This window comes from Micromonospora sp. BL1 (genome assembly GCF_003667485.1).
Lineage (GTDB): Bacteria > Actinomycetota > Actinomycetes > Mycobacteriales > Micromonosporaceae > Micromonospora > Micromonospora tulbaghiae.
Map to the genome: position 1 here is coordinate 23,176 of NZ_RCVK01000352.1, position 25,935 is coordinate 49,110.

Genomic DNA, 25,935 nt, shown 5'->3' on the forward strand with positions numbered 1-25,935 from the left:
TCTCGACACAACTGGTGGCGGTTCCGGCGCCGGTGGGCGCCGGAACCTCAGGTGTTACCAGCGGTAGTGCGCGAAGGCCTTGTTGGACTCGGCCATCTTGTGCGTGTCCTCACGCCGCTTGACGGCGGCGCCGAGGCCGTTGCTCGCGTCCAGCAGCTCGTTCATCAGCCGCTCGACCATGGTCTTCTCACGCCGGGCCCGGGAGTAGGTCACCAGCCAGCGCAGACCGAGCGTGGTCGCACGGGACGGCCGGACCTCGACCGGAACCTGGTAGGTGGCGCCACCGACACGGCGGCTGCGCACCTCGAGGGTCGGCTTGACGTTGTCCATCGCGCGCTTGAGCGTGACGACGGGGTCGGTGCCGGACTTCTCGCGGCAGCCCTCCAGGGCGGCGTACACGATGCGCTCGGCGAGCTGACGCTTGCCGCGCAGCAGGATCTTGTTCACCAGCTGGGTGACCAGGGGCGAGTTGTACACCGGGTCAGCGACCAGCGGCTTCCGCGGAGCGGGTCCCTTACGCGGCATGTCAGCTCTTCTCCTTCTTCGCGCCGTAGCGGCTGCGAGCCTGCTTGCGGTTGCGGACACCCTGGGTGTCCAGCGAACCGCGCACGATCTTGTACCGCACGCCGGGGAGGTCCTTCACACGACCGCCGCGCACGAGCACGATCGAGTGCTCCTGGAGGTTGTGGCCGACGCCCGGGATGTAGGCGGTCACCTCGATCTGGCTGCTGAGCTTGACACGAGCGACCTTGCGCAGCGCCGAGTTCGGCTTCTTCGGGGTGGTGGTGTACACGCGGGTGCACACGCCGCGCCGCTGGGGAGACCCCTTGAGCGCCGGGGTCTTGGTCTTGGTCGTCTTGGCCTGACGGCCCTTTCGGACCAACTGCTGAATGGTGGGCACCGGGTTTCTCCGCTCCCTTCGGCCGCTGCGAGGCGACCGCGCCGTCTGCTCCAGCCGTCCGGATGGGCGGCTCTCTTACATTCCAACCAGGGCCGCCTGACGGCACCCCAGCACCCGCGGTCGGGCGTGTCGCCCGAGTCACGGTTCCGATGCCGGCCGCTGACGCGTCGTACCGGATGTTCTGGTCTTGGTGGTGCGACCGCGCGATCACCGGCTGACCGGTTCCAGCGCACGCACGCATTGCCCGGGCGGGCCCGGGCACAAGGGGAAAGAGTACCTACCACAGCCGCGCCGGTCAAAACGGATGGGTCGGGAAGGACCGCTCCGCGGTCCGCCGCCCGTCTCCGGGTCGCCGATGCGCCAACGATGGGCACCTACGGTGACAAGTGTACCGGCTCGTCCGCCGCGCGACCCGGCGGCCCCGACACCGCCCGGCCTTCGGACACCCGGACATACCGCTCAACCCAGGTCACCGGCCGCAGGCGTCGCGGCGAGGGGCTCAGGTGATCTGCACCACCAGGGCCAGAGCGAGCCCGATCAGGCCGAACAGCACCCCCACCGCGCCGCAGGAGATGCCCGCGACGGCCAGGCGGCCGCCGGTGAACCGGACCGCGGGCGGCGGCGCCGGCCGCCGGATCTGCCGCCGGGCGAGCAGCCCGGCCACCACCGCGCCGGCACCGATCAGCGCGCCCAGCACGGTGAACGCGCCGGCCGCCCAGGCTCCGCCGACGTTCCGGCCGGCGAGACCCACGCACAACACCAGCAGCGACACCAGGATCGCGGCGATGCCGGCGACGAGCGACCCGATGGCCAGGCCCGAGGTCACCGGCGGCACGTCGAGGTGGACCACACCGAACGGCGTACCCGGCACCGCGTCGACCCGCTTCGGCGGCCGCGGCGCCTCGGCCGGCGGCGGCGGGAACGCCGGGCCGGCGTGCGGACCCCAGCCGCCGTGGCCGGGCGCGCTCGCCGGCACCGGCCACCCGCCGCCGTGCGCCGGCGGATTCCCCGGGTACGACACGTACGGCCCCGCCTGGTGCGCCGGCGCGGACGCGGGACCCGGCGGGTACGGCCCGGGGCGGGTCGGGTCGCCTCCCGGCGGAGCCGGTTCCGTCACGGGGTCCTCCTGTCCACACGCGCCCGCCGCGCGACGGACACCGGCCAGGCTACCGTCGCCGATCACCCCCGGGTGGGCGGGCGCGGGCCCGCTCCCCCACCGGGTCAGTCGAAGTTCGGCGCGAAGTCGTGGCCGAACGAGGCGTCCGCGGCACGGACCACACCGATCACCACCGCCGCGACCACGGCGGCGGCGGTCAGCACCAGCCCGGTCCGCGCCATCTGCTCGCCGCGCCGCAGCCAGTCCGCGCCGGTGAGATAACCACCCGAGGCGTACGCCTCCCGGCGCGCCTGCCGGGCCAGCATGAGCGCGATCGTGGCCGGCACCGCGCCGCCGAGGAACAGACCGGTGAGCGCGCCGATCAGCCCGAGCGCGAAGACGGCGCGGGCCTTGGTGGAGCGGACCGGCTCCGGATCGTGCGGATGGCGGTACGCCTGCGGCACGACGGGCGCCTGCCCGGGCACGGTCGTCATGCCCTCCATCATGCCCCGACCCGGCCGTCCATCCCGACGGAAGGACCCGGTCCCGGCACTCCGGACGCGACGAGGCCCCCGGCGGATGCCGGGGGCCTCGTCGTTCCTACTGCTTAGCGGTACGACCCGAAGTCGAAGTCGTCCAGCGGAACCGCCTGGCCGCTGGCCGGCCCGAAGCCGTAGTCGGTCTCCGGGTAGCCGGTCATCGAGTAGACCTTGGCCTTCGCCTCCTCGGTCGGCTCGACCCGGACGTTGCGGTACTTGCTGATGCCCGTACCGGCCGGGATGAGCTTACCGATGATCACGTTCTCCTTGAGGCCGATCAGCGAGTCGCTGCGGGCGTGGATCGCCGCGTCCGTCAGCACCCGGGTGGTCTCCTGGAAGGAGGCCGCCGACAGCCAGGAGTCAGTGGCCAGCGAGGCCTTGGTGATACCCATCAGCACCGGGCGACCGGCGGCGGGCTCGCCACCCTCGCCGACGAGCCGGCGGTTCTCCGACTCGAACAGCGCCCGGTCGACGAGCACACCCGGCAGGAACTCGGTCGAGCCGGAGTCGATGACCGTCACCCGCTTGAGCATCTGGCGGATGATGATCTCGATGTGCTTGTCGTGGATGAGCACACCCTGCGAGCGGTAGACCTCCTGGACCTCCTGGGTCAGGTGGACCTGGACCGCGCGCGGGCCGAGGATGCGCAGCAGCTCGTGCGGGTCGATGGTGCCCTCGGTGAGCTTCTCGCCGACCTCGACGTGGTCGCCGTCGTGCGCCCGGAGCCGGACCCGCTTCGAGATCTTGTCGTAGACGATCTCGTCGCTGCCGTCGTCCGGGATGACCACGATCTTGCGGGACCGCTCGCCGTCCTCGATCCGGATGCGACCGGGGGTGTCGGCGATGGGCGCCTTACCCTTCGGCACCCGGGCCTCGAAGATCTCCTGGACACGGGGCAGACCCTGGGTGATGTCCTCACCCGCGACACCACCGGTGTGGAAGGTACGCATCGTCAGCTGCGTACCCGGCTCACCGATCGACTGGGCGGCGATGATGCCGACCGCCTCGCCGACGTCCACGGTCTTGCCGGTCGGCAGCGAACGGCCGTAGCACGCACCGCAGACGCCCAGCTTCGACTCGCAGGTGAGCACGCTGCGCACCCGCACCGTCTCGGTCCCGGCGGCGACGATCGCGTCCACCAGGATCGAGTTGATGTCCTGGCCACGGTGGGCCACCACGGTGCCGTCCGGACCCTTGATGTCGTCGGCGAGCGTCCGGGCGTGCACGCTGGTCTCGGCGTGCTCGTGCACGACCAGCTTGCCGTCGATCCGCTCCCCGATCTGCATCGGGATGGCACGGTCGGTGCCGCAGTCCTCCTCGCGGATGATGACGTCCTGCGAGACGTCCACCAGACGCCGGGTCAGGTAACCCGAGTCGGCGGTACGCAGGGCGGTGTCCGCGAGACCCTTACGGGCACCGTGCGTGGAGATGAAGTACTCCAGCACGGACAGACCCTCCCGGTACGAGGCCTTGATCGGCCGCGGGATGATCTCGCCCTTCGGGTTGGCCACCAGACCACGGATCGCCGCGATCTGCCGGAGCTGGAGCAGGTTACCGCGGGCACCCGAGTTGATCATCTTCCACAGCGGGTTCTCCTGCGGCAGCGCGGTGTCCATCTCCTTGGCGACCTCGTTGGTCGCCTTGGTCCAGATCTCGATGAGCTCGCCGCGGCGCTCCTCGGCGGTCATCAGACCACGCTGGTACTGCTTGTCGATCCGGTCGGCTTCCTTCTCGTACCGCTCCAGGATCTCCCGCTTGCGCGGCGGAGCGATGACGTCCTCCATGCCGATGGTGACGCCGGACCAGGTGGCCCAGTGGAAACCGGCCTCCTTGAGCCCGTCCAGGGTGGCCGCCAGGGCCACCTTCGGGAAGCGCTCGGCGAGGTCGTTGACGATCGCGGAGAGCTGGCCCTTGCGGATCTCGTAGTTCACGAAGCGGTAGCCCGGGGGCAGCGTCTCGTTGAACAGGACCCGGCCCAGCGTGGTCTCCACCGTCACCGGCTCGCCCTCGGTCCACCCCTCGGCGGGGGTCCAGGGCTCGGCGCCGGCGCCGTTGTCCACACCGACGACGTCGCGCAGCCGGATCCGGACCGGTGCCTGCAGGTGCAGCTCACCGTTGTCGTACGCCATCCGCGCCTCGGCGTCCGAGCTGAACGCCCGGCCCTCGCCCTTGCCCCCCGGAGTGAGGTGGGTGAGGTGGTACAGACCGATGACCATGTCCTGGGTCGGCATGGTGACCGGCTTGCCGTCGGCCGGCTTGAGGATGTTGTTCGACGACAGCATCAGGATCCGCGCCTCGGCCTGGGCCTCGGCGGACAGCGGCACGTGGACCGCCATCTGGTCACCGTCGAAGTCGGCGTTGAACGCGGTGCAGACCAGCGGGTGGATCTGGATGGCCTTGCCCTCGACCAGCTGCGGCTCGAAGGCCTGGATGCCCAGACGGTGCAGGGTCGGCGCGCGGTTCAGCAGAACCGGGTGCTCGCCGATGACCTCTTCCAGCACGTCCCACACGACCGGCCGCTGCCGCTCGACCATCCGCTTGGCGGACTTGATGTTCTGCGCGTGGTTGAGGTCGACCAGCCGCTTCATCACGAACGGCTTGAACAGCTCCAGCGCCATCTGCTTGGGCAGGCCGCACTGGTGCAGCTTGAGCTTCGGGCCGACCACGATGACCGAACGGCCGGAGTAGTCGACGCGCTTGCCGAGCAGGTTCTGACGGAACCGGCCCTGCTTGCCCTTGAGCATGTCGGACAGCGACTTCAGCGGCCGGTTACCCGGGCCGGTGACCGGACGACCGCGACGGCCGTTGTCGAACAGCGCGTCGACGGCCTCCTGGAGCATCCGCTTCTCGTTGTTGACGATGATCTCGGGCGCGCCGAGGTCGATCAGCCGCTTGAGGCGGTTGTTCCGGTTGATCACACGCCGGTACAGGTCGTTCAGGTCCGAGGTCGCGAAGCGGCCACCGTCGAGCTGCACCATCGGGCGCAGGTCCGGCGGGATGACCGGGACGCAGTCCAGCACCATGCCGAGCGGCGAGTTGCGGGTGTTCTGGAACGCCGCGACGACCTTGAGCCGCTTGAGCGCCCGGATCTTCCGCTGACCCTTGCCGGAGCGGATGGTCTCGCGGAGGTTCTCCGCCTCGGCCTCCAGGTCCATGTTCTGGACCAGGGCCTTGATCGCCTCGGCGCCCATGCTGCCGGTGAAGTACTCACCGAAGCGGTCGCGCAGCTCGCGGTAGAGCAGCTCGTCGGTGACCAGCTGCTTCGGCTCCAGCTTGCGGAAGGTGTCGAGGACCTCGTCGAGGCGGTCGATCTCGCGCTGGGCCCGGTCGCGGATCTGGCGCATCTCGCGCTCTCCGCCCTCCTTGACCTTGCGCCGGACGTCCGCCTTCGCGCCCTCGGCCTCCAGCTCGGCCAGGTCGGCCTCCAGCTTGGCGGCCCGCTTCTCGATCTCCGAGTCGCGGCTGTTCTCGGCCTGCCGCTTCTCGGCCAGGATCTCGTTCTCGATGGTCGAGAGGTCGCGGTGACGCGCTTCGGCGTCCACGCTCGTCACGACGTACGAGGCGAAGTAGATGATCTTTTCGAGATCCTTCGGGGCGAGGTCCAGCAGGTAGCCCAGCCGGCTCGGCACGCCCTTGAAGTACCAGATGTGGGTCACCGGAGCGGCCAGCTCGATGTGACCCATCCGCTCCCGGCGAACCTTGGAGCGGGTCACCTCGACGCCGCAGCGCTCGCAGATGATGCCCTTGAAGCGGACCCGCTTGTACTTACCGCAGTAGCACTCCCAGTCCCGCTGCGGACCGAAGATCTTCTCGCAGAAGAGCCCGTCCTTCTCCGGCTTGAGGGTGCGGTAGTTGATGGTCTCGGGCTTCTTGACCTCGCCGTGGGACCACTGACGGATGTCGTCAGCGGTGGCGAGGCCGATGCGCAGCTCGTCGAAGAAGTTGACGTCGAGCACTATGTCCCCTATGTCGTCGTCTGTACTGCTAGCTAACGAGTGGGATCCGGGGCAGGGTGACCCTGCCCCGGATCACCACCTCAGACCTCTTCGACCGAGCTCGGCTCGCGCCGGGACAGGTCGATGCCCAGCTCCTCCGCCGCCCGGAACACCTCGTCGTCGGTCTCGCGCATCTCCAGGGCCACACCGTCGCTGGAGAGCACCTCGACGTTGAGGCACAGCGACTGCAGCTCCTTGAGCAGCACCTTGAACGACTCCGGGATGCCCGGCTCGGGGATGTTCTCGCCCTTGACGATCGCCTCGTAGACCTTGACCCGGCCCAGGACGTCGTCGGACTTGATGGTCAGCAGCTCCTGCAGGGCGTAGGCGGCGCCGTACGCCTGCATGGCCCAGCACTCCATCTCACCGAAGCGCTGGCCACCGAACTGCGCCTTACCACCCAGCGGCTGCTGCGTGATCATCGAGTACGGGCCGGTCGACCGGGCGTGGATCTTGTCGTCGACCAGGTGGTTGAGCTTCAGGATGTAGACGTAGCCGACCGCGATCGGGTCCGGCAGCGGCTCGCCGGAGCGACCGTCGAACAGCTGCGCCTTACCCGTGCGGCCGATCAGCTGCTTGCCGTCCCGGTTGGGCAGGGTCGACGCCAGCAGACCGGAGATCTCCTCCTCGCGGGCACCGTCGAAGACCGGAGTGGCCACGTTGGTGTCCGGCTCGGACTCGTGCGCCTCGATCGAGCGGAGCTGACGCTTCCACTCCTCGTCGTCGCCGTCCACGCTCCAGCCGGTCTTGGCCACCCACCCGAGGTGGGTCTCCAGGACCTGGCCGATGTTCATCCGGGACGGCACACCGAGCGGGTTCAGCACGATGTCGACCGGGGTGCCGTCCTCCAGGAACGGCATGTCCTCGATCGGCAGGATCTTGGAGATGACGCCCTTGTTGCCGTGGCGGCCCGCGAGCTTGTCACCGTCCTGGATCTTGCGCTTCTGGGCCACGTAGACCCGCACCAGCTCGTTGACGCCCGGGGGCAGCTCGTCGCCGTCCTCGCGGGAGAAGGTACGCACACCGATGACCGTGCCGGTCTCGCCGTGCGGCACCTTCAGCGAGGTGTCACGGACCTCGCGCGCCTTCTCACCGAAGATCGCGCGGAGCAGCCGCTCCTCGGGGGTCAGCTCGGTCTCGCCCTTCGGCGTGACCTTCCCGACCAGGATGTCGCCGGGGACGACCTCGGCGCCGATCCGGATGATGCCGCGCTCGTCGAGGTCGGCGAGCATCTCCTCGCTGACGTTCGGGATGTCGCGGGTGATCTCCTCCGGGCCCAGCTTGGTGTCCCGGGCGTCGACCTCGTGCTCCTCGATGTGGATCGAGGTGAGCACGTCCTGCTGCACGAGGCGCTGCGACAGGATGATCGCGTCCTCGTAGTTGTGGCCCTCCCAGCACATGAACGCCACCAGCAGGTTGCGTCCGAGCGCCATCTCGCCCTCGTCGGTACACGGACCGTCGGCGATGACCTGGCCGGCCTCGACGCGGTCGCCCTCGAAGACGACCGGCTTCTGGTTGACGCAGGAGCCGGCGTTGGAGCGGCGGAACTTGTGCAGCAGGTACGTCCGGCGGTGACCGTCGTCCTGGTGGACCGTGATGTAGTCCGCGCAGAGGTCCTCGACCACACCGCCGACCTCGGCGACGACCACGTCGCCGGCGTCCACCGCAGCGCGGTACTCCATGCCCGTACCGACCAGCGGGGCCTCGGCCTTGACCAGCGGCACCGCCTGACGCTGCATGTTCGCGCCCATGAGCGCGCGGTTCGCGTCGTCGTGCTCCAGGAACGGGATCATCGCGGTGGCGACCGAGGTCATCTGCCGCGGAGACACGTCCATGTAGTCCACCGCGCCCGGCGCGACGTCCTCGGTCTCGCCGCCCTTACGGCGGACCAGGACGCGGTCCTCGGCGAAGGTGCCGTCCGACTTCAGCGGGGCGTTGGCCTGCGCCTTGACGAACCGGTCCTCCTCGTCCGCGGTCAGGTAGTCGATCTGGTCGGTGACCCGGCCGTCGATGACCTTCCGGTACGGCGTCTCGATGAAGCCGAACGGGTTGACCCGGGCGAACGTGGACAGCGCGCCGATCAGGCCGATGTTCGGGCCTTCCGGCGTCTCGATCGGGCACATCCGGCCGTAGTGGGACGGGTGCACGTCCCGGACCTCGAAGCCGGCCCGCTCGCGGGACAGACCACCCGGGCCGAGCGCGCTCAGCCGGCGCCGGTGGGTCAGACCCGCCAGCGGGTTGGTCTGGTCCATGAACTGGGACAGCTGCGACGTACCGAAGAACTCCTTGATCGCCGCCACCACCGGGCGGATGTTGATCAGGGTCTGCGGCGTGATCGCCTCGACGTCCTGGGTGGTCATCCGCTCGCGGACGACCCGCTCCATCCGGGAGAGACCCACCCGGACCTGGTTCTGGATCAGCTCGCCCACGGTACGCAGGCGACGGTTGCCGAAGTGGTCGATGTCGTCGGCCTCGTAGCCCTCCTCACCGGCGTGCAGCCGGCAGAGGTACTCCACGGTCGCGACGATGTCGTCCTCGGTGAGCGTGCCGGTGGTGATCGGCACGTCCAGCTCGAGCTTCTTGTTGAACTTGTAGCGCCCGACCTTGGCGACGTCGTACCGCTTCGGGTTGAAGAAGAGGTTGTCGAGCAGGGTCTGGGCGTTCTCACGGGTCGGCGGCTCGCCAGGGCGGAGCTTCCGGTAGATGTCGAGCAGGGCCTCGTCCTGGCCGGCGATGTGGTCCTTCTCGAGCGTGGTCATCATGAGCTCGGACCAGCCGAACTTCTCACGGATGCGCTCGGCGGACCACCCGATGGCCTTGAGCAGGACGGTGACGGCCTGGCGGCGCTTGCGGTCGATGCGAACGCCGACCGTGTCGCGCTTGTCGATGTCGAACTCCAGCCAGGCACCCCGGCTCGGGATGACCTTGACGCTGGAGAGGTCGCGGTCGGAGGTCTTGTCCGGCTGCTTGTCGAAGTACACGCCCGGCGAGCGGACGAGCTGGCTGACCACGACGCGCTCGGTGCCGTTGATGATGAAGGTGCCCTTCGGCGTCATCATCGGGAAGTCACCCATGAACACCGTCTGGCTCTTGATCTCGCCAGTGGTGTTGTTGGTGAACTCCGCGGTCACGAACAGCGGCGCGCAGTAGGTCAGGTCCTTCTCCTTGCACTCCTCGATCGAGGCCTTGACCTCGTCGAAGCGCGGAGCCGAGAAGGAGAGCGACATGGTGCCGGAGAAGTCCTCAATGGGACTGATCTCGTCGAGGATCTCCGCGAGACCCGAGCGTGCGTGCGGGTCGTCCGCCGACCGGCCCTGCCAAGCCTCGTTGCCGACGAGCCAGTCGAAGGACTCGTTCTGAATGGCGAGGAGGTTGGGGACCTCGAGGTGTTCGGTGATCCGACCGAAAGAAACTCGGCGGGGCGCGAATGCGCTCGACGTACGACTGGTCTTCGCAGGGCGGGAAGCTGCCAAGATGCGTCCTTCCGAGGACCGGTGCTGCAGAACGGCTGGTACGCGTGCACTCCAATGACCCCACCAGAAATATCCACAATCGGACATTTCCGAGCAGGGGTCAAGTCGGAAGGCAGCGCAAACTAGCAGTGTAGCCGAGAGGCTAACCGCTGTCCAGCCCACCCCGCAGGTCGTCGCGGAACAAGCCCTGGGACCTCGGAAAACCGGGTCGACCGGGCCGCTCGGAACGCGACGCTCCTGCCGGTCCGCTCGGGTGCCGCGGCGGTGGTGCTGCCGTTGCCTTTACCCGAGAGGCGGCCGTTGCAAGCGCGGAAGGTCTTGCTGATGTTCAGCGTGCCTGGCAGGCCCGTGCCGCGTCAAGGCCCGGTTACCGCTCGGGGTGTCTTTCCCACCGACGGGCTACCGACAGACGTCGCTGACCGGCCGATGAGAGGACGCTGTACGCCCTGCTCACGCCGTCCGCCGGCGGGTGGCACCAACACGGCGGGCGGCGACCCGGTCCCCCGGATCGCCGCCCGCCGCGACGCGGTGTGCCCCGGCTCACGTGAGCCGGACGCGCGTCAGGTGGAGCAAGGTCACTTCATGGTGACCTTGGCGCCCTCACCCTCGAGCTTGGCCTTGGCCTTCTCGGCGGTCTCCTTGTTGACCTTCTCCAGGACGGCCTTCGGCGCGGCCTCGACCAGGTCCTTGGCCTCCTTGAGGCCCAGGCCGGTCAGCTCACGCACGACCTTGATGACCTGGATCTTCTTGCCACCGTCGGCGTCGAGGACGACGTCGAACTCGTCCTTCTCCGGCTCGGCCTCGGCGGCCGGGGCACCCGGGCCGGCCGGGCCGGCGACGGCGACCGGAGCGGCGGCGGTGACCTCGAAGGTCTCCTCGAACTGCTTCACGAACTCAGAGAGCTCGATCAGCGTCATCTCCTTGAACGCGTCGAGCAGCTCGTCGGTGCTGAGCTTCGCCATGTCTGGCGTCCTTTCTCGCAATGAAAACTAAGAACGTGGTGCGCCGGGAGGGCCTCAGGCCGCCTCGGCGCCCTCCTGCTCGCGCTTCTTGTCCGCCAGGGCGGCCGCCGCGCGGGCGGCCTTGGAGAGCGGCGCCTGGAACAGGGCCGCGGCCTTGCTCAGGTTGCCCTTCATCGCGCCGGCCAGCTTGGCCAGCAGCACCTCGCGGGACTCCAGGTCGGCGAGCTTCGTGACCTCGGCCGCGGAAATGGCCTTGCCCTCGAAGACACCGCCCTTGATGACGAGCTTCGGGTTGGCCTTCGCGAAGTCGCGAAGCCCCTTCGCCGCCTCGACGACGTCGCCCGAAACGAAAGTCAGCGCGGTAGGACCGGAGAACAGCTCGTCGAGGCCGGAGATGCCCGCATCGGTCGCGGCACGCTTCGCCAGCGTGTTCTTCGCGACCGTGTAGCTGGTCTCCTTGCCGAGCGAGCGCCGCAGCTGGGTGAGCTGCGAAACCGTGAGCCCGCGGTACTCGGTCAGCACGGTCGCTCCCGCGTTGCGGAAGCTCTCGGTCAGCTCGGCGACGGCCGTGGCCTTGTCGGCCCGGATCGGCTTGTCCGCCATGTCCCTCCTCTCTCGTTACTCGGAGCTGGTACGCCGGCGGCGAGCCGAGGCTCGACGACGGCGGCGGAGGCATCACGACAACGAAAAAGCCCCGGCGCAGGGCGCACGGGGCGAGGGCCGGGACACTGGCACAGTCGGCGGACCATGCGTGACACCGAGTTTCGCTTACCGCCCTGCGCGGGTCGCCCGTCGTCGCGGGACCTTCGACCGTGCCGGAGCACGGTGACCAGCGGTCTCTGGGTGGAACTACCGCACCAGGTTACGCGACGTGCGCCGCAGCACCAAATCGCCGGTTGTGCTCCCGGTCACCCGGGTTCACGCCCGGCTGCGCCGCGCCCAGGCGTAGCCGGTCAGCGCCACCGCCGTCCAGGCCACCGCCCAGCCGGTGAGCAGCAGACCGGCCCCGGCCGCGACCGGCCCGGTGAGCGCCCGCGCGGTCGCCATGACCGGCGGGACCACCCACGGCGCGACCGAGCCGGAGAGCCCGAGCACCACGACCCCGACCGCGCCGGTCACCAGCACCGCCACCCCGTAGCCGGCGCTGCGGGTCACGGCCCGGCTCGCCAGTGCGCCCAGCGCCACCGCCGCGGGCAGGGCCAGCAGGTGGGCCCAGAGCCCGAGCGCCACCCCCACCAGCACCGGCCGATCCCCCGGCCCGACTGTCGCGGTGACCCCGCCGAGCGGCCACGGCAGCGCCAGCGCGACGAGCACCACGGCGAGCCCGGCCACCAGCGCCGCGAGCAGCCCGGCCGCCCGTTCCCGGCCCGGCCCGACCACCACCCGGGCCATCCGGCGCTGCACGTCCGGTTCCACGTCAAGCAGGATCTTGGTCTGCCAGGCCAGCACCGGGAACAGCACCACGGCGGAGACGCCGTAGGCCTCCGCCGGCCGGGCCCGGCCACCGCCGTAGAGGACGCCGAGGACGAGCAGGCCGGCCAGCACCGGTGCCAGCGCCCGTCCGGTACGCAGGAAGCCGGTCAGCCGCAGGCGGACCAGCGCGATCACCGGGCCACCTCCGGCGCCGGCCCGGGTCGGCCGGAGTCCCCGGCCCCGGCGTCGGCCCGGTCCGGGGAACCAGCGGCGGACGCGCCGCCCGACCCGCCGGTGCCCGACGGGCCGGCGGAGGCCGGCACCGGGTGCGTGGCCGGGGGCGGGACGGCGTGTTCGCGTACCCGAAGGATCTGGTGGCCGTCGGCGCGCAGGCGGGCGACGGCGGCGGCCAGCCCGGCGGCCGGCACCGCCAGCTCGACCACGGCGACGGCCGCGCCGCCCGACGACGCCTCCTCGGTCACCGTGCCGTCGGTGACCGACAGGTGCCGGGCGCCGGGGAGCCGGACCGTCTCGCCCCGGTGGTCGCTGACCAACACCGTGCCGCCGTCGGCCAGCACCTCGCCGATGATCTCGGGGACCGACTCGCGGGCGGTGGCGTCCAGCCCCTCCCACGGCTCGTCGAGCACCAGCAGGCCGGGCGGGCGCAGCAGCGCCTGCGCCAGGCCGACCTTCTGCGCGGTGCCCTTGGACAGCCGCGGCAGGCGGACGTCGTGGAAGCGGGTCAGGCCCAGCCGCTCCGCCCAGTGGCGCACCGCCCGGTCGGCGGCGGGGCCGGGCAGGCCGGCGACGCGGCCCATGGCGGACAGGTAGGCCCCGACGGTGAACGGCTGGTCGGCGGGGAAACGCTCCGGCACCCAGCCGACGACCGGCGGCCGGTCGGCCACCCGGCCCCGGCTCGGGCGCAGCACCCCGGCGGCGAGCTGGAGCAGAGTGGACTTGCCGGCGCCGTTGCGGCCGAGCACGACCGCGACCTCACCGGGACCGATCGCGACATCGACCTGTCGCAGCACCCACGGGCCCTGCCTGTGGTAGCGGAGCCAGACGCCGTCGAGCCGCATGCGCCCGAGCGTGCCACACCGGACGAACGAACGGGGCCCCGCCACGACGTGGTGGCGGGGCCCCGTTCGGGAGTACGCGTGCTCAGCCCTCGGCCGAGCCCTCCTGGAAGTTCTTCACGACCTTCGGGTCGACCGGGACGCCCGGGCCCATGGTGGTGGTGAGGGTGACCTTCTTGAGGTACGTGCCCTTGGCCGCGGACGGCTTGGCCCGCAGCACCTCGTCCAGCACCGCGGCGTAGTTGTCCACCAGCTGGTTCTCCGAGAAGGAGGCCTTGCCGATGATCAGGTGCAGGTTGGAGTGCTTGTCCACCCGGAAGGTGATCTTACCGCCCTTGATGTCCGAGACGGCCTTGGTGACGTCCATGGTCACGGTGCCGGTCTTCGGGTTCGGCATCAGACCGCGCGGGCCCAGGATCCGCGCGATCCGGCCGATCTTGGCCATCTGGTCGGGCGTGGCGATCGCCGCGTCGAAGTCCAGCCAACCGCCCTGGATACGGGCGACCAGCTCGTCGGTGCCCACCTCGTCCGCACCCGCGGCGACGGCCTCCTCGGCCTTCGCGCCGGCGGCGAAGACGATCACGCGGGCGGTCTTACCGGTGCCGTGCGGCAGGTTGACCGTGCCGCGGACCATCTGGTCCGCCTTGCGGGGGTCGACGCCGAGGCGCATCGCGACCTCGACCGTGGCGTCGAACTTGACGTTGGTGGTCTCCTTGGCCAGCTTGACGGCCTCGACCGGGGTGTAGAGCTTCGACCGGTCGATGACGTCCGCGGCCTTGCGGTAGCTCTTGCTGCGCTGCATTTCTGGTGACTCCTGTGGTCTCTGGCGGGCGCGCGTCACTCGCGGCCCTCCCACGAACAGATCGGGTGGAGCGGGTACCGAGGTCAGTCGGCGACGGTCAGGCCCATCGACCGGGCGGTGCCGGCGATGATCTTCTCGGCCTGGTCGATGTCGTTGGCGTTGAGGTCCGCCATCTTCTTCTCGGCGATCTCACGCAGCTGGGCGCGGGTGACCGAGCCGACCTTCTCCTTGTGCGGGACGCCCGAGCCCTTCGGCACGCCGGCGGCCTTGATCAGCAGCCGGGCGGCGGGCGGGGTCTTCAGCACGAAGGTGAACGTGCGGTCCTCGTAGACGCTGATCTCGGCGGGGACGATGTCGCCCCGCTGGGACTCGGTCTGCGCGTTGTAGGACTTGCAGAACTCCATGATGTTCACGCCGTGCTGGCCGAGCGCGGGGCCGACCGGCGGCGCCGGGGTGGCCTGGCCCGCCGGCAGCTGAAGCGTGAACGTCTTGACGAGCTTCTTCTTCGGAGGCATGTCTCTTCCTGGGGCTTGGAACTGGGATTCTCGCCGGTCCGCGGGCGCGCACGGTCAGCACGGTGCGGACAGCCGACGTTCTAGGGTAGCGCAGCCGTCGGCCACCCTCCGCGCCGAGGTCGGCGGATGGCGAAACGGCGCACCGGCGGCCACCCCGGAAGGGGCGGGCCGCCGGTGCCGACGTACGTCAGATCTTGGCGACCTGGTTGAAGTTCAGCTCGACCGGGGTCTCCCGGCCGAAGATCGACACCAGCACCTTGAGCTTCTGCTGATCGGCGTTGATCTCGCTGATCGTCGCCGGCAGCGACGCGAACGCGCCGTCGGTGACGGTGACCGAGTCGCCGACCTCGAAGTCGAGGACCTTGACCTCGGGCTTGGCCTTCTTCTGCTCGGTCTCGACCGCCGGTGCCAGCCACTTGAGCACCTCGTCGAGGCTGAGCGGCGCCGGCCGGTCGGCCCGGTCGGTCGCGCCGACGAAGCCGGTGACCCCCGGGGTGTTCCGGACGCAGGAGTAGGACTCGGCGGTCAGCTCCATCCGGACCAGGATGTAGCCCGGGAAGACCTTCGCCTGGACCTGCGACCGCTTGCCGTTCTTGACCTCGACCTCTTCCCGGGTCGGCACCTCGACCTGGTAGATGAAGTCCTCCATGTCGAGGGAGGTGATCCGGGTCTCGAGGTTGGTCTTGACCTTGTTCTCGTAGCCGGCGTACGAGTGCACCACGTACCAGTCGCCGGGCGCGTAGCGCAGCTTCTGGCGCAGCTCGGCGACCGGGTCGAAGTCCTCGTCCGGGGCCGGCTCGGTGGTCGGGAACTCCGGCTCGCTGGCGGCCTCGACCGACTCGTTGTTGGCCGCCGTCGCCACCGTGGACTGCTCGTCCGGGGTTCCGGCGGTCTCGTCGTACTCAGGCACGCTCGCTCACTTCCGTCAGTATCGCTGTCCGCAGGTCAGCTGGACTCGCCGAAGACCCACAGCACCGCCTTGGCGAAGCCGTAGTCCAGGCCGGCCACGATCGCCAGCATCACCGCGACGAAGGTGACCACCACGGCCGTGTAGGTCAGCAACTCCTTGCGGGTCGGCCAGATGACCTTACGCAGCTCGGCCACGACCTCGCGGAAGAACCGCGCGATGCGGGCGAACAGCCCGATCCGCTCGGTGTCCTTGCGGGTCTTCCGGCCCTCGGCCGGCTCGGCCTGCGCCCGCTTACGGGTCGCGGTGCCACCCCGGGAGACCGGCTCGTCCGCGTCGGTGGCGTCGTCGTCGGCCACGTCGTCGACGGTCGCGTCGTCGTTCAGACGCTCGTCGCCGTCGTCCTCGCCGCGGCGCTTGCTCTCGGCCACTTCGCCCTCCGTGCGGGATATGGGGTCGCACGCCGGGCGGCGTGCGCGGCGTGTTGGTCACGCCGGCCGGACCAACCGTCCCGCGACGGGCCGCGGCCGGCGGACCGGCCGGGAGGGCCCGAACGCCTCGGAACCACCCCACCGGTGCCACCACCACGGGCCGGACGCCACCGGTGAGGGCGGCGCGACCCACGGAACGGTCAGGCCTGAGGCGCAGGGGTGACAGGACTTGAACCTGCAGCCTGCGGTTTTGGAGACCGCTGCTCTGCCAATTGAGCTACACCCCTGTGCGGCAACTCACCTCCGCCCGGACACGTTGTGCCGAGCGGGGGTCACTTGCCCCACGGCGGACCAGTGTACGGGTAGTCGTGCGACTTTCCCAACCGGTCTGCCCCTCGCGCGTCGGGCGGACCCTCAGCGCGTCGTGCGGATCAGCGCCCGAGCCTGCGACAGCACCTTCTCACCCTGACAGGTGGCGGTGATGTCGAGCCTGGTCAGGCCCTCTTCGGTGACCTCCTTGACGACCGCTGACACCTCGATCTCGGTGCCCTCGTCGGTGTCCGGGACGACCACCGGGCGGGTGAACCGGACGCCGAAGTCGACCACCGCGTCCGGCGCGCCGGCCCAGCCGGCCACCGCCCGGCCGACCAGGGCCATGGTGAACATGCCGTGGGCGATGACGCCCGGCAGCCCGACGCCGGTGGCGGTGCGGTCGCTCCAGTGGATCGGGTTGAAGTCGCCCGAGGCGCCCGCGTAGCGGACCAGGTCCGCGCGGGTCACCCGGTACGTCTGGGTGGGCAGCTCCATGTCCTCAGGCCTCCCCGCGTACGACGATCTTGGACCAGACGGCGACCACCGGCTCACCGTCCACCGTGCTCACGTCCGTGCGGGTGGTCAGGAAGCCGTGCCCGCCCCGGCTGGTGACCTCCTCGATGGTGCTCACGCACACCAGCTCGTCCCCGGCCACCACCGGCCGGGTGTACGCGAACCGCTGGTCGCCGTGCACCACACGGCTGTAGTCGACGCCGAGCGCCGGGTCCTCGACGATCTGCCGGCTCGCCGCCATGGTGACGACCACCGGGAACGTCGGCGGCGCCACCACGTCGGCGTGGCCGAGCGACCGGGCCGCCTCCGGATCGTGGTGGGCCGGGTCGGTCGCGCCGACTGCGGCGGCGAACTCGCGGATCTTTTCTCGGCCCACCTGATAGGGGGCGGTCGGCGGGTACGTCCGGCCGACGAAGGACGGGTCCAGGGACATGCCGCCGAACCTACACGGAAAACACGAACGCCGATCCGCCCGGTCGGGCGACCCGGAGGCCACCCGTCAGGGCGAATCGGCGTTCGAGAAAGCTGCTGCGAGCCGGCTGCGCCGGCCGCGATCAGCGGGTCTCGCGGTGGACGGTGTGCTTGCCGTCCCGGGGGCAGAACTTCTTCAGCTCGATGCGGTCCGGGTCGTTACGGCGGTTCTTGCGCGTGATGTAGTTGCGCTCCTTGCACTCCACACACGCCAAAGTGATCTTCGGCCGAACATCGGTCGCCTTCGCCACGGCGGAGTGCCTTCCTCGCTCACGGAACAACTACAGCGCGTCAGCCTACGCGCTGACGACGCGGACATGCAAAGTGGGCGCCTGTGGCGCCCGTCCCACCGGCCACCGGGCTGGGCCCGGAGGACGAGAGTAGCGGTGGCCGGACTTGAACCGGCGACACAGCGATTATGAGCCGCTTGCTCTGCCATCTGAGCTACACCGCCGTGGCGGGTCCAGCCGGACCCTCTGAGCCCCCTTACGGAATCGAACCGTAGACCTTCTCCTTACCATGGAGACGCTCTGCCGACTGAGCTAAGGGGGCCTGCTCGATCACCCCGGGGGGTGTCGCGCAGAGGAAACAGTACACGACCGCGTCGCGCAGGTGAAATCGGATCCCCCAGGTGCATGTCCGCCCTGGTCAGGGCACCACTCGCAGGCGCGGCAGCTCCCCCGCGACCACCGTCTCCGGGTCGACCTGGGCGCCGAACCAGGCCTCCAGCCGCTCGTACGGCAGAGGGCGGCTGAACAGGAAGCCCTGGCCGATCTCGCAGCCGATGTCCTGGAGCAGCTCCAGCGTCAGCTCGCTCTCCACGCCCTCGGCGACCACCGCCAAGCCGAACTGCTGGGACAGCGTCACCACCGCGTTGACGATCGCCAGGTCGCCCGGATCGGTGGCCATGCCCTGCACGAACGACCGGTCCACCTTCACCTCGTGCACCGGCAGCCGGCGCAGCTGCGCCAACGACGAGTTACCGGTGCCGAAGTCGTCGACCGAGAGGCGGACACCGAGGTCACGCAGGCTGCGCAGGGTCGGTATGGGACGTTCGGTGCCGTCCAGGACACCCGCCTCGGTGACCTCCAGCGTCAGCCGCTGCGGCGGTACGCCGTACTCGGCCAGCAGATCGCGTACGAGCGCCGGGAAGTGCTGGTCGGTGAGCGTACGCGCGGCGAGGTTGACCGCGACGGACAGCGGCTGTTCGCCGTGGCTCCAGTCGCGGCTGCGCCGCAGGCTCTCCCGGAGCACGAACTCGGTGAGCCGGCCGAGCTGGCCGGTGTGCTCGGCCACCGCCACGAAGTCGTCCGGGGCGACGCTGCCGTGCGCCGGGTGCTCCCACCGGGCCAGGCACTCCACGCCCACCAGGCGGCGGTCCCGCAGCGTGACCTTGGGCTGGAAGTAGACCTCCAGCTCGCCCTCGTCCAGCGCCCGTTGCAGGTCGCCGGCGAGACCGAGCCGGCGCAGCGACCGGGACTCCAGCGCCGGGCTGTAGAGCTGCACGCTGCCCGGTACCGACTTGGCCGCGGTGGCCGCCAGGTCGACGCGTTGCAGCAGCGCCACCGCGTCGCTGCCGTGGTCCGGGTGGACGGCCACCCCGACGACCGTGTCCACGTCCAGGGTGAGCGCGTCGAAGACCATCTCGTCGCGGATCTGCTCCCGCAGCTGGGCCGCCAGCTCCAGGGCCGCCTCGGTGCTCTCCAGCCGGAGCGTCACCAGGAACTCGTCCCCACCGGCCCGGCCGACGAGCGCCGAGGAGGGCGCGCAGGAGCGCAGCCGCTCGGCCACCTCCATGAGCACCTTGTCGCCGGCGGCGTGGCCCAGCGACTCGTTCACCTGGCGCAACCGGTCCACGTCGAAGAGCAGCAGCGCCACCACCTCGCCCGGCGCGCGGATCTTGACCGCCTCCGCCACCGACGAGGTGAGACGCCGCCGGTTCGGCAGCCCGGTGAGCGCGTCGTGGTCGGCGTCGTGCCGCAGCCGGTCGACCAGGCGCGAGTTCTCCAGCGCCACCGCGGCGTGCGCGGCGACCGTCTCGAAGACGGGGATGTCGCCGGGAGCGAAGTGGCCGATGTCGCTGAGCCGGTTGGTCACCTCCAGCGTGCCGATCACGGCCTGGCCGGACCGCAGCGGCACCACGATGGCGTCCTTGACCCGCTCCTCCCCCGCGGCCTGCCGCAACGCCGGATCTCCGCCGAGCCAGCGGCCGATCGAGAGGGTACGACCCTTCTTGTGCACCTGCTGGCGCAGGCTCGCCGGGGTGGGCGCCAGGTCCAGCAGGCCGGGCGTGTCCACCCGGGCGGTGAGCAGCACCTCGGGATGCCGCCCCTGGGCGGGCAGCCAGAGCGTCGCGTACTCGGCCTGCATCAGCGCGCGCACCCGGTCGAGCAGGATGTCGGCGAGCGACCGCTCGGTGCCGGAGGCGAGAAGACGGGTGAGCTCGTACATCCCGGCCAGCGTCCGGTGCTGCCGGAAGAACTGGGAGTAGGAGCGGTAGACCAGGACCAGGCCGCTGAAGAGGGCGGCGAGCAGCAACGCCGACCACCACGTCGTCTTCAGGGCGATCAGGACGAGCAGGCCGATCGCCACGTTGATGGCGGCGGTGAGCAGAGCCGTCGGCATGCTGCGCAGCGCGTCCCGCCCGGCCTGCCAACCCTGGAGCAGCACGTGCACACCGACCACGCTCACGAGGCTGACCAGCGTGACCACGCAGACGGCGAGGAACAGGGAACCCCACGTCCCCGGTCCGACACCGCGCAGCGGCGGCAGCGCCAGGAGTACGAGGCTGGCCAGCGAGGTGGCGGCGGCGGCCTTGGCGACGTTGAACCAGAGCTTCGCCGCACCGAAGCGGTGCGAGGCGCTCCAGATCAGCACCGAGAGCGTGTAGATCAGTACGACACTCAACGGGGGCAGGAAGTAGAGCGCCACGATGAGTGGCACCTCGGTGAGCGTCACGCCCACCGACTGGCGCCGGACGTAGACGTTCAGCACCGCGAAGCTGATCCCCGCCATGACGACGAAGAACACGAAGGCGAGCGGCCACTTGCCGAACGGGTGGTCCGCCACCAGGGCGATGCACGTGCTGAAGACCACCGCCAGCAGAGCCAGAGGGGCAGTGACGAGCCAGGCACGTTCCGTCGACCTTCGAGGTCGGCCCTGGCCTACCATGCCCCTCCTACCCGAGACGTCGCCTGCCGGCTAGCAGGCGACTCGATGATTCAGCGCGGGGTGTCCATCGTCCAGACGATGTCGGCGAGTTGCACGGCACCGGTACCGGGGAGGATGCCGAAGGCGCCTGCGACGGCGGCGAGCACGAGGAGCGAGCCAAGCAGCCGGCCCAGCGTTCGACCAGACATGATTGCTCCTGTCGGGAGATTGCCACAGGGATGGTGAAGGTTTCCCGATCGTGCCACAAGCCTGAGGGGCAGAAAAGCGGAGAGGGCCCGCCCAGCCCGAGTAGCTGTCAGGTTCCGCCGTTCGGCCCGGCCGAGCACGACACGCAGCCAGGTCATGGGGGTGAAGGGACGTCGGCCGCTTCGTCCATTGCGGATTCCCACCTTCACCCACGAAGGGGATCAAGTCACGCGAAACCCCACACCACCAACCCTGGGTCGCCCGGCCGGCTCGACCTGGCCGATCCGTCCGGTGGGTTGCCACCGGACCCGCGGGCATTGACCACCATACCTGCCCCTGTCATGAACGCCAGAGGATGATTCCCTCATTCACGCCGGAACAGCTCAGGGTGCACCAGGTGGCCGTCGAGGCCCCGGGCCAGGGTTGTCGCCGGACGGCAGGCGGTGGCGGATATCGGGATGACCGGTCGGCTCCGGTGGCGGACCATGTGCCGATGCCCGTCGAGGACCCGCTCACTCGCCTCCAGGACGCCACCGCCCTCTGGAGCATCCGCCAGTGCACGGCGGCCGAGGTGATCGAGGCCGCCTGTGACTGCCTCGTGGCAGGCGTCGACAGCCCGTCGCTGCGAATCCTGGCCGGCGTCTCGCCCTCCGCCGGCAGTCAGGAACTGATCCAGTGGCTCGAACCAGCCCTCGACGAACTCGGCCTGACCTACTTCCCCCAGGGCAGCCAGGTAGGCGAGGACGCTGCCGTACGCGTAATGGCAAGCAGACTTCTCGCGGGCGCCCTCACTCCGCGTGAGCTGGCGCGGTGGGCCCACTCGGTGATCGGACACGACGGCACGCCGCTCGCGGAAGAGCTGGTCCTGCTCGACGACGACTACGACACGCTGGAGTTCGGCGAGGAGACCGAGACAGACATCGATGCACGCGTTCTCGCCGAGGCGCGGCGCGTGACCGCTGCTGAGGACCATCGCCGCCGTTCACAACCTCAGCAGAGCAGTCAGACCACAAGATCAGCCGCCCCACTCTCCGGCGGTCACAGCTAGCTGCCGGCGGCTGGGCCCACCGGATCAACGACAACGGCCCCCGATCAGCATCTCTGCTGGTCCGGGGCCCGCATCTGCACCTGGTGGCGGGTTGAGGATTCGAACCTCTGCAGCTTTCGCGACGGATTTACAGTGCGCCACAAGCAGGCCGCTGACCAGCAGAAACGGGTGTCAACCAGGACACGGCGACACACATGCAACATGTGGAGGGCTTCAAGCCACTCGGCAGGGGCGCAACGGTCGCACAGGCTGGGGAGCGGGAGCTACAGAGTGGACGGACAACGCCGTGTACGCCGGTCCGAACGTCCTCGCGCTACGGCTGGTACTCAGCGAGCCTCAAGAACCCGCGCCAACCATAGAAGTACCGCGCTAAGTACGTTCTGATCCTTCACCTCGGCCAACAGGAGCGTGACCACCGCAATAGCCAAAGATGCTATTGCGGCCCAAAGAGCCACCCGGCTGATTTTGTAGGTGTCAGCCGACGCACCGAGCGCCGCAACCGTCGATAAGAGATCGCGATAGTCACGATCGGCCTCAATCAGCTTGTCGAACCACTTCTGCTGCCGTTCGCGAAGCTCGTTGTTCATAATAATTGGCTCGACCCGTTCACGCCCCAACGCCTGATCCTCCTGATTGATCCAAGGAGCCCGGTCGACAACGAACTCTATATCATGGGCGTCTCGCCAGTTGCGCTTCCAGAAATCCTGAACGTCCCGAGCAACGCTCGTGAGGTCCAGACTAAGCGTCAGAAGGCTTCGCCGCAGATAGTTCAGTCGATTCGCCTTGAAAGTGTGATGTCGCGCTCGCGCACTGTCGCGCAGCTTCGCGTACTCCGATTCAGCGATCTCCAGAAAACCAGAAATGGCAAGGAGTACCGAAAAGCTACGGATACGACCGTCAGTAAAGTGAGCAATCGCACGATCAACGTCATCACCGCGCCCCTCTAGGTATCCAGGGATTGCGGCTATGACTTTGCGATTCCCCCAGAGCCCCCATGTCCGCTTCCCCTCAAGGGTGCGGCACAGCTGACCGTCGACGGGCGAGAGAAGGATGCCGGGTAGATCTGATGAGGTGATGTGGAGAAGATCACCAGTAAAGCCAATCGCCCTTAGCGCATCGGCAAGCTCTGGGTCTACACGCTCCCCCTTGGCCGGGTCGGACTCATTCATCAGGAGCAGATCGAGCAAAGGCTGAGGTTCGCTGTAGGACGCAAAGTAGCCGGGGCAGCGCTCCGCCATCCATCCACGGGCGGCATCGTGCAAAGCGCGCCGCGCTTTCTGCGTGAGCCTGAACGACGCCCATTGTCGATCCTCAGCCCTCGGCAGGCCCTTGCCGAGCACGAGCCTCGGCTCATGCTTCTCGTGCCACACGCGGTCGAGACGATGAGCAGCAGTATCAGTCAACCGGAAGAAGGCCACAACCGCCGTCAACCCTGCACCAATTTGGACGGCTTTTAGCTGCACACTCTCGAAAGCTTCTGGCAAGTCCTCTCTAGTCGCATCTGGGAACCAAATCTTGCTACCCTTCTGAGCGATCTCCGCTAGGCGCCACCAAGACCACCCTTTACCCGACCGAGAAAGCTCCAGGTACCGCCGGTTATCTCGGTCGTCGTTAATCCACCTCCGACGTCGGTCCCAATCGCTCTTCCGAATAGCCTGCTCAAGCGAAGCGAATTGACTCGGAGGGAAGAGTTCAACCACCCAGACGCCGGGCACGTAAACGTGCTCTTGAGGAGGAATTCTCACATTATGCAGGGGATCATCGAGATCCCACTTCTTATTCCGCTCATGATCATTGAAGACTGCTAGGTAGGTCGAAAGGTAAGCCAGGCGCTCCCGAAGTTTTTGCGGCCGGATCACGCTTCGCATCCGCGAGGAAAGGAGCCAACTTACAACTCGGTACGGCAAGTCGTACCAGCGGCGACCTTCGCCAATCTCCGCGACTCTGCGATAGTTGTCCTGGAAGCGCTCCGCCGAGAACTCGGCACCCGGCCTTCCCCGCCCAGAAGACGACAGCTCATCGCCACCCCCTGCATCCTCGGACAGTTCATCACTGACTGGCGCGTCCTTTGACGATTCGTCTGGCATCGTTAAATCTCCGCTAGCGTGGACAGGCAACCAGAGCGTACCAAGTCCGCGAAAGCATCCTGGCGGACGACATTTGAGCGAAAGCATCGATAGGGGATTCACGGACCACCCTCTTATTCGCCTATCAGGTCAACAAAACCGCCGTGACCTCGGAGAGCCGCCGGAACACCTCGCACCCACCGTGCGTTGGCTCAGGGCCAACACCGTCGACCTGGCCGCGCTCGCCGACGCCGCGTTGATCCGCAAAGCGCTCGACACGCTTGCCCTCCGGATGGACGGCGCTCCCGCGTCGCCCAGCACCATCGCCCGGAAGCGGGCCGTCTTCTCCGGCGCTCTCAAGTACGCAGTTGAGCTGCGACTACTCGACGCACATCCCATGTCGCTGGTGAGCTGGACCGCTCCGAAGACGGCCGATGAGGTGGACCGCCGGGCAGTGGTTAACCCCGATCAGGCTCGGGCGCTGCTCGCCGAGGTGGGGCGCAGCGTGCCCGAGCTGGAAGCGTTCTTCGGGTGCATGTACTACGCCGCGCTGCGGCCCGAGGAAGTGCTTCACCTGCGGGAAGAAGAGTACGAGCGGCCCGCCCAGCGTGGGGGGTGGGGCGTGCTGCACCTGACCGGCTCGACGGTGGCCGTAGGTCGGAACTGGGGCGACGGAGAGGACACCGCCGAGGACCGAGGACTCAAGCACCGAGCAAGGGCAGCGACCCGAGACGTACCCGTGCCGCCGCCGCTCGTGCGCATGCTCGATCGTCACGTCACGGAGTACCCACCGGGCGCGAACCGCAAGCTATTCGTCACCCGACGCGGCCCCGGAGGGCGATACGTGCCGACTGCTGGCCAGCCAATCCCGAACAACACTTACGGGAAGGCCTGGCGCGACGCGCGGGCAAAGGTACTCACTCCGGCCCAGCAGCGATCGCCCCTGGCTCGACGTCCATACGACCTGCGCCATGCGGCCGTTTCGCTCTGGCTCAACGCCGGAGTACCCGCCACTCAGGTGGCCGAGTGGGCCGGGCATAGCGTACACGTGTTGATGCGGGTGTACGCGAAATGCATTTACGGTCAGGAAGAGTCCGCCAAGCGTCGGATTGAGGCCGCTTTATCACCCCAATGACCATCCGGGTAACTGGCGGCAAGCCGCTCAGCAGCCTCGGCCGCCTTACCCATATCAAGCACCTTGAACCAAGGCCTAACTCGCTCCTCCATCGCAGATTCGAGAAGCTCCCCATCCGGGTTAACGCTCTCGTGCATTAGGGCGATCAGCTCGGTCTGAGCTGGCAATATAGCCTCACGAGGACTCTCACCACGTGCAAACTGGAAAGCGAGCATCATGACCACGCTCGCCATCGAACCAATCCAGTGTCCGCCCAAGATCATCAGCTCCGGCAACATGCGCCGGATGCGATCGAAGGACTCAGCACATTCGTGCTGCGCCTTATCCAACCTAGATTCGAGTTCCCTACCAGCCGCCTTACTGGTAGCTTCACGGCGCATGCGATCGAGAAGGGTAACCTCGGCAGCCTTATCAACAGCTTCATCCACCGCACGCAAATACCCGGCGTAGAAGGATCGCTTTTCTGCGATCAGCGCCTGACGCGCCCCTCCACTCGCCTGAGCCTTGGCCAGCTCAACTTGAGCACTCCGACCCTGCCTACTGACATAGACAGTCCCGGCGACACCAGCCACGCCAGCAAACGCCGTAGCAACCGGCGCCAACCACTCCCACGGCATCCGCCCATGCTGCCGCTACCCAGACCGTCCGGCTCTGCTTGCGACACGTATACGACACAACCAGCTAGACCCTGCCGCACCCAGTGAGACCGAGCAGGACCTACGCGAACGGCCCCTGACCAGTATTCCTGCTGGTCAGGGGCCGTTTCTGCACCTGGTGGCGGGTAGAGGATTCGAACCTCTGTAGCTTTCGCGACGGATTTACAGGGCGTCTGCGATCTTGACAGAGTCAGCGCCTCCGAGCTGGCATTTCTCCCTGCCAGGTCGGCGCTGGCCCACCCGCCGCCCACCATATGCCCACGCCCA

General features: G+C 68.7%; 22 protein-coding genes, 4 tRNA genes and 1 pseudogene. 2 read left to right on the forward strand and 25 right to left on the reverse strand.

Annotated features, from left to right (window positions below; all coding sequences use genetic code 11):
- Nucleotides 1-54: 54 nt before the first annotated feature.
- The 22 genes from rpsG to EAD96_RS31280 form a co-directional block, all read right to left on the reverse strand.
- Nucleotides 55-525 (reverse strand): 30S ribosomal protein S7, encoded by a 471-nt coding sequence (gene rpsG / locus EAD96_RS26730; RefSeq protein ID WP_013288637.1) that lies wholly within the window; start codon nt 523-525, stop codon nt 55-57.
- A 1-nt stretch (nt 526) separates the two neighbouring features.
- Nucleotides 527-901 carry a 30S ribosomal protein S12 gene (gene rpsL / locus EAD96_RS26735; RefSeq protein WP_007465318.1) on the reverse strand — a complete coding sequence of 125 codons (375 nt, stop codon included), beginning with the start codon at nt 899-901 and terminating at the stop codon, nt 527-529.
- Between the two features lie 499 nt (nt 902-1,400).
- Entirely contained in the window at nt 1,401-1,772 is a 372-nt protein-coding gene (locus tag EAD96_RS31275) for a hypothetical protein (protein WP_199733314.1), read from the reverse strand.
- A gap of 350 nt (nt 1,773-2,122) precedes the next feature.
- Complete coding sequence (locus tag EAD96_RS26745; RefSeq protein WP_199733312.1) at nt 2,123-2,491, reverse strand: hypothetical protein; 369 nt, start codon at nt 2,489-2,491, stop codon at nt 2,123-2,125.
- A 113-nt stretch (nt 2,492-2,604) separates the two neighbouring features.
- Nucleotides 2,605-6,492 (reverse strand): DNA-directed RNA polymerase subunit beta', encoded by a 3,888-nt coding sequence (locus EAD96_RS26750; RefSeq protein ID WP_120573084.1) that lies wholly within the window; start codon nt 6,490-6,492, stop codon nt 2,605-2,607.
- A gap of 80 nt (nt 6,493-6,572) precedes the next feature.
- Entirely contained in the window at nt 6,573-10,004 is a 3,432-nt protein-coding gene (locus EAD96_RS26755; protein ID WP_120573083.1) for a DNA-directed RNA polymerase subunit beta, read from the reverse strand.
- A gap of 575 nt (nt 10,005-10,579) precedes the next feature.
- Nucleotides 10,580-10,966 carry a 50S ribosomal protein L7/L12 gene (gene rplL / locus EAD96_RS26760; protein WP_120573082.1) on the reverse strand — a complete coding sequence of 129 codons (387 nt, stop codon included), beginning with the start codon at nt 10,964-10,966 and terminating at the stop codon, nt 10,580-10,582.
- Nucleotides 10,967-11,020: 54 nt separating this feature from the next.
- Nucleotides 11,021-11,569 carry a 50S ribosomal protein L10 gene (gene rplJ / locus EAD96_RS26765; protein WP_120573081.1) on the reverse strand — a complete coding sequence of 183 codons (549 nt, stop codon included), beginning with the start codon at nt 11,567-11,569 and terminating at the stop codon, nt 11,021-11,023.
- A gap of 315 nt (nt 11,570-11,884) precedes the next feature.
- The gene (locus EAD96_RS26770) at nt 11,885-12,574 is read right to left on the reverse strand and encodes a hypothetical protein (protein WP_121686188.1); all 690 of its coding nucleotides are present in this window, start codon (nt 12,572-12,574) and stop codon (nt 11,885-11,887) included.
- Entirely contained in the window at nt 12,571-13,458 is an 888-nt protein-coding gene (locus EAD96_RS26775) for an ATP-binding cassette domain-containing protein (protein WP_121686189.1), read from the reverse strand. The genes EAD96_RS26770 and EAD96_RS26775 overlap by 4 nt, the downstream gene beginning before the upstream one ends.
- An 82-nt stretch (nt 13,459-13,540) precedes the next feature.
- The gene (gene rplA / locus EAD96_RS26780; RefSeq protein ID WP_013288646.1) at nt 13,541-14,257 is read right to left on the reverse strand and encodes a 50S ribosomal protein L1; all 717 of its coding nucleotides are present in this window, start codon (nt 14,255-14,257) and stop codon (nt 13,541-13,543) included.
- A gap of 83 nt (nt 14,258-14,340) precedes the next feature.
- On the reverse strand, nt 14,341-14,772 hold the full coding sequence (gene rplK, locus EAD96_RS26785) for a 50S ribosomal protein L11 (protein WP_018784542.1): 432 nt from the start codon (nt 14,770-14,772) through the stop codon (nt 14,341-14,343).
- Nucleotides 14,773-14,959: 187 nt separating this feature from the next.
- Nucleotides 14,960-15,682: a transcription termination/antitermination protein NusG gene (nusG, locus tag EAD96_RS26790; RefSeq protein WP_073828961.1), complete on the reverse strand. Its 723-nt coding sequence runs from the start codon at nt 15,680-15,682 to the stop codon at nt 14,960-14,962.
- 35 nt (nt 15,683-15,717) lie between these two features.
- Complete coding sequence (gene secE / locus EAD96_RS26795; RefSeq protein ID WP_120573078.1) at nt 15,718-16,110, reverse strand: preprotein translocase subunit SecE; 393 nt, start codon at nt 16,108-16,110, stop codon at nt 15,718-15,720.
- Between the two features lie 214 nt (nt 16,111-16,324).
- Nucleotides 16,325-16,397 (reverse strand) — tRNA-Trp (locus EAD96_RS26800).
- Between the two features lie 127 nt (nt 16,398-16,524).
- Nucleotides 16,525-16,917 carry a MaoC family dehydratase gene (locus tag EAD96_RS26805; RefSeq protein ID WP_030269317.1) on the reverse strand — a complete coding sequence of 131 codons (393 nt, stop codon included), beginning with the start codon at nt 16,915-16,917 and terminating at the stop codon, nt 16,525-16,527.
- 4 nt (nt 16,918-16,921) lie between these two features.
- Entirely contained in the window at nt 16,922-17,368 is a 447-nt protein-coding gene (locus EAD96_RS26810; protein ID WP_120573077.1) for a MaoC family dehydratase N-terminal domain-containing protein, read from the reverse strand.
- Nucleotides 17,369-17,489: 121 nt separating this feature from the next.
- Nucleotides 17,490-17,657 (reverse strand): 50S ribosomal protein L33, encoded by a 168-nt coding sequence (gene rpmG / locus EAD96_RS26815; protein ID WP_013288652.1) that lies wholly within the window; start codon nt 17,655-17,657, stop codon nt 17,490-17,492.
- 130 nt (nt 17,658-17,787) lie between these two features.
- Nucleotides 17,788-17,860: transfer RNA gene (locus tag EAD96_RS26820), tRNA-Met, on the reverse strand.
- Nucleotides 17,861-17,885: 25 nt separating this feature from the next.
- Nucleotides 17,886-17,958: transfer RNA gene (locus EAD96_RS26825), tRNA-Thr, on the reverse strand.
- A gap of 96 nt (nt 17,959-18,054) precedes the next feature.
- Nucleotides 18,055-20,577: a bifunctional diguanylate cyclase/phosphodiesterase gene (locus EAD96_RS26830; RefSeq protein ID WP_121686190.1), complete on the reverse strand. Its 2,523-nt coding sequence runs from the start codon at nt 20,575-20,577 to the stop codon at nt 18,055-18,057.
- Between the two features lie 50 nt (nt 20,578-20,627).
- Entirely contained in the window at nt 20,628-20,765 is a 138-nt protein-coding gene (locus tag EAD96_RS31280; protein WP_175438858.1) for a hypothetical protein, read from the reverse strand.
- A gap of 491 nt (nt 20,766-21,256) precedes the next feature.
- On the opposite strand from EAD96_RS31280, the gene EAD96_RS26835 reads away from it, so the two are divergent.
- A complete protein-coding gene (locus EAD96_RS26835) occupies nt 21,257-21,811 on the forward strand; it encodes a hypothetical protein (protein WP_199733313.1) in 555 nt (184 codons plus the stop codon).
- 326 nt (nt 21,812-22,137) lie between these two features.
- Here EAD96_RS26835 and EAD96_RS30900 read toward each other — a convergent pair whose 3' ends face one another.
- Complete coding sequence (locus EAD96_RS30900; RefSeq protein WP_147457935.1) at nt 22,138-23,898, reverse strand: hypothetical protein; 1,761 nt, start codon at nt 23,896-23,898, stop codon at nt 22,138-22,140.
- Between the two features lie 133 nt (nt 23,899-24,031).
- On the opposite strand from EAD96_RS30900, the pseudogene EAD96_RS26845 reads away from it, so the two are divergent.
- Nucleotides 24,032-25,012: pseudogene (locus tag EAD96_RS26845) on the forward strand (tyrosine-type recombinase/integrase); the annotation flags it as partial.
- On the opposite strand, the gene EAD96_RS30905 reads toward EAD96_RS26845, so the two are convergent.
- Nucleotides 24,961-25,629, reverse strand: coding sequence for a hypothetical protein (locus tag EAD96_RS30905; RefSeq protein WP_147457936.1), 669 nt, complete (start codon nt 25,627-25,629; stop codon nt 24,961-24,963). The pseudogene EAD96_RS26845 and the gene EAD96_RS30905 overlap by 52 nt on opposite strands.
- A 155-nt stretch (nt 25,630-25,784) precedes the next feature.
- A tRNA-OTHER gene (locus tag EAD96_RS31070) sits at nt 25,785-25,913 on the reverse strand.
- Between the last annotated feature and the right edge of the window lie 22 nt (nt 25,914-25,935).

Bases quoted from the DNA above. Each gene is read 5' to 3' on its own strand.
- EAD96_RS26810 (WP_120573077.1), bottom strand. From the start codon at position 17,368: ATGTCCCTGGACCCGTCCTTCGTCGGCCGGACGTACCCGCCGACCGCC.
- EAD96_RS31280 (WP_175438858.1), bottom strand. From the start codon at position 20,765: ATGTCTGGTCGAACGCTGGGCCGGCTGCTTGGCTCGCTCCTCGTGCTC.
- EAD96_RS30900 (WP_147457935.1), bottom strand. From the start codon at position 23,898: ATGCCAGACGAATCGTCAAAGGACGCGCCAGTCAGTGATGAACTGTCC.
- EAD96_RS30905 (WP_147457936.1), bottom strand. From the start codon at position 25,629: ATGCCGTGGGAGTGGTTGGCGCCGGTTGCTACGGCGTTTGCTGGCGTG.
- rplK (WP_018784542.1), bottom strand. From the start codon at position 14,772: ATGCCTCCGAAGAAGAAGCTCGTCAAGACGTTCACGCTTCAGCTGCCG.
- rplA (WP_013288646.1), bottom strand. From the start codon at position 14,257: ATGCAGCGCAGCAAGAGCTACCGCAAGGCCGCGGACGTCATCGACCGG.
- EAD96_RS26835 (WP_199733313.1), top strand. From the start codon at position 21,257: ATGCCCGTCGAGGACCCGCTCACTCGCCTCCAGGACGCCACCGCCCTC.
- rpsG (WP_013288637.1), bottom strand. From the start codon at position 525: ATGCCGCGTAAGGGACCCGCTCCGCGGAAGCCGCTGGTCGCTGACCCG.
- EAD96_RS26775 (WP_121686189.1), bottom strand. From the start codon at position 13,458: ATGCGGCTCGACGGCGTCTGGCTCCGCTACCACAGGCAGGGCCCGTGG.
- rplL (WP_120573082.1), bottom strand. From the start codon at position 10,966: ATGGCGAAGCTCAGCACCGACGAGCTGCTCGACGCGTTCAAGGAGATG.
- EAD96_RS26830 (WP_121686190.1), bottom strand. From the start codon at position 20,577: ATGGTAGGCCAGGGCCGACCTCGAAGGTCGACGGAACGTGCCTGGCTC.
- rplJ (WP_120573081.1), bottom strand. From the start codon at position 11,569: ATGGCGGACAAGCCGATCCGGGCCGACAAGGCCACGGCCGTCGCCGAG.
- EAD96_RS26805 (WP_030269317.1), bottom strand. From the start codon at position 16,917: ATGGAGCTGCCCACCCAGACGTACCGGGTGACCCGCGCGGACCTGGTC.
- EAD96_RS26745 (WP_199733312.1), bottom strand. From the start codon at position 2,491: ATGACGACCGTGCCCGGGCAGGCGCCCGTCGTGCCGCAGGCGTACCGC.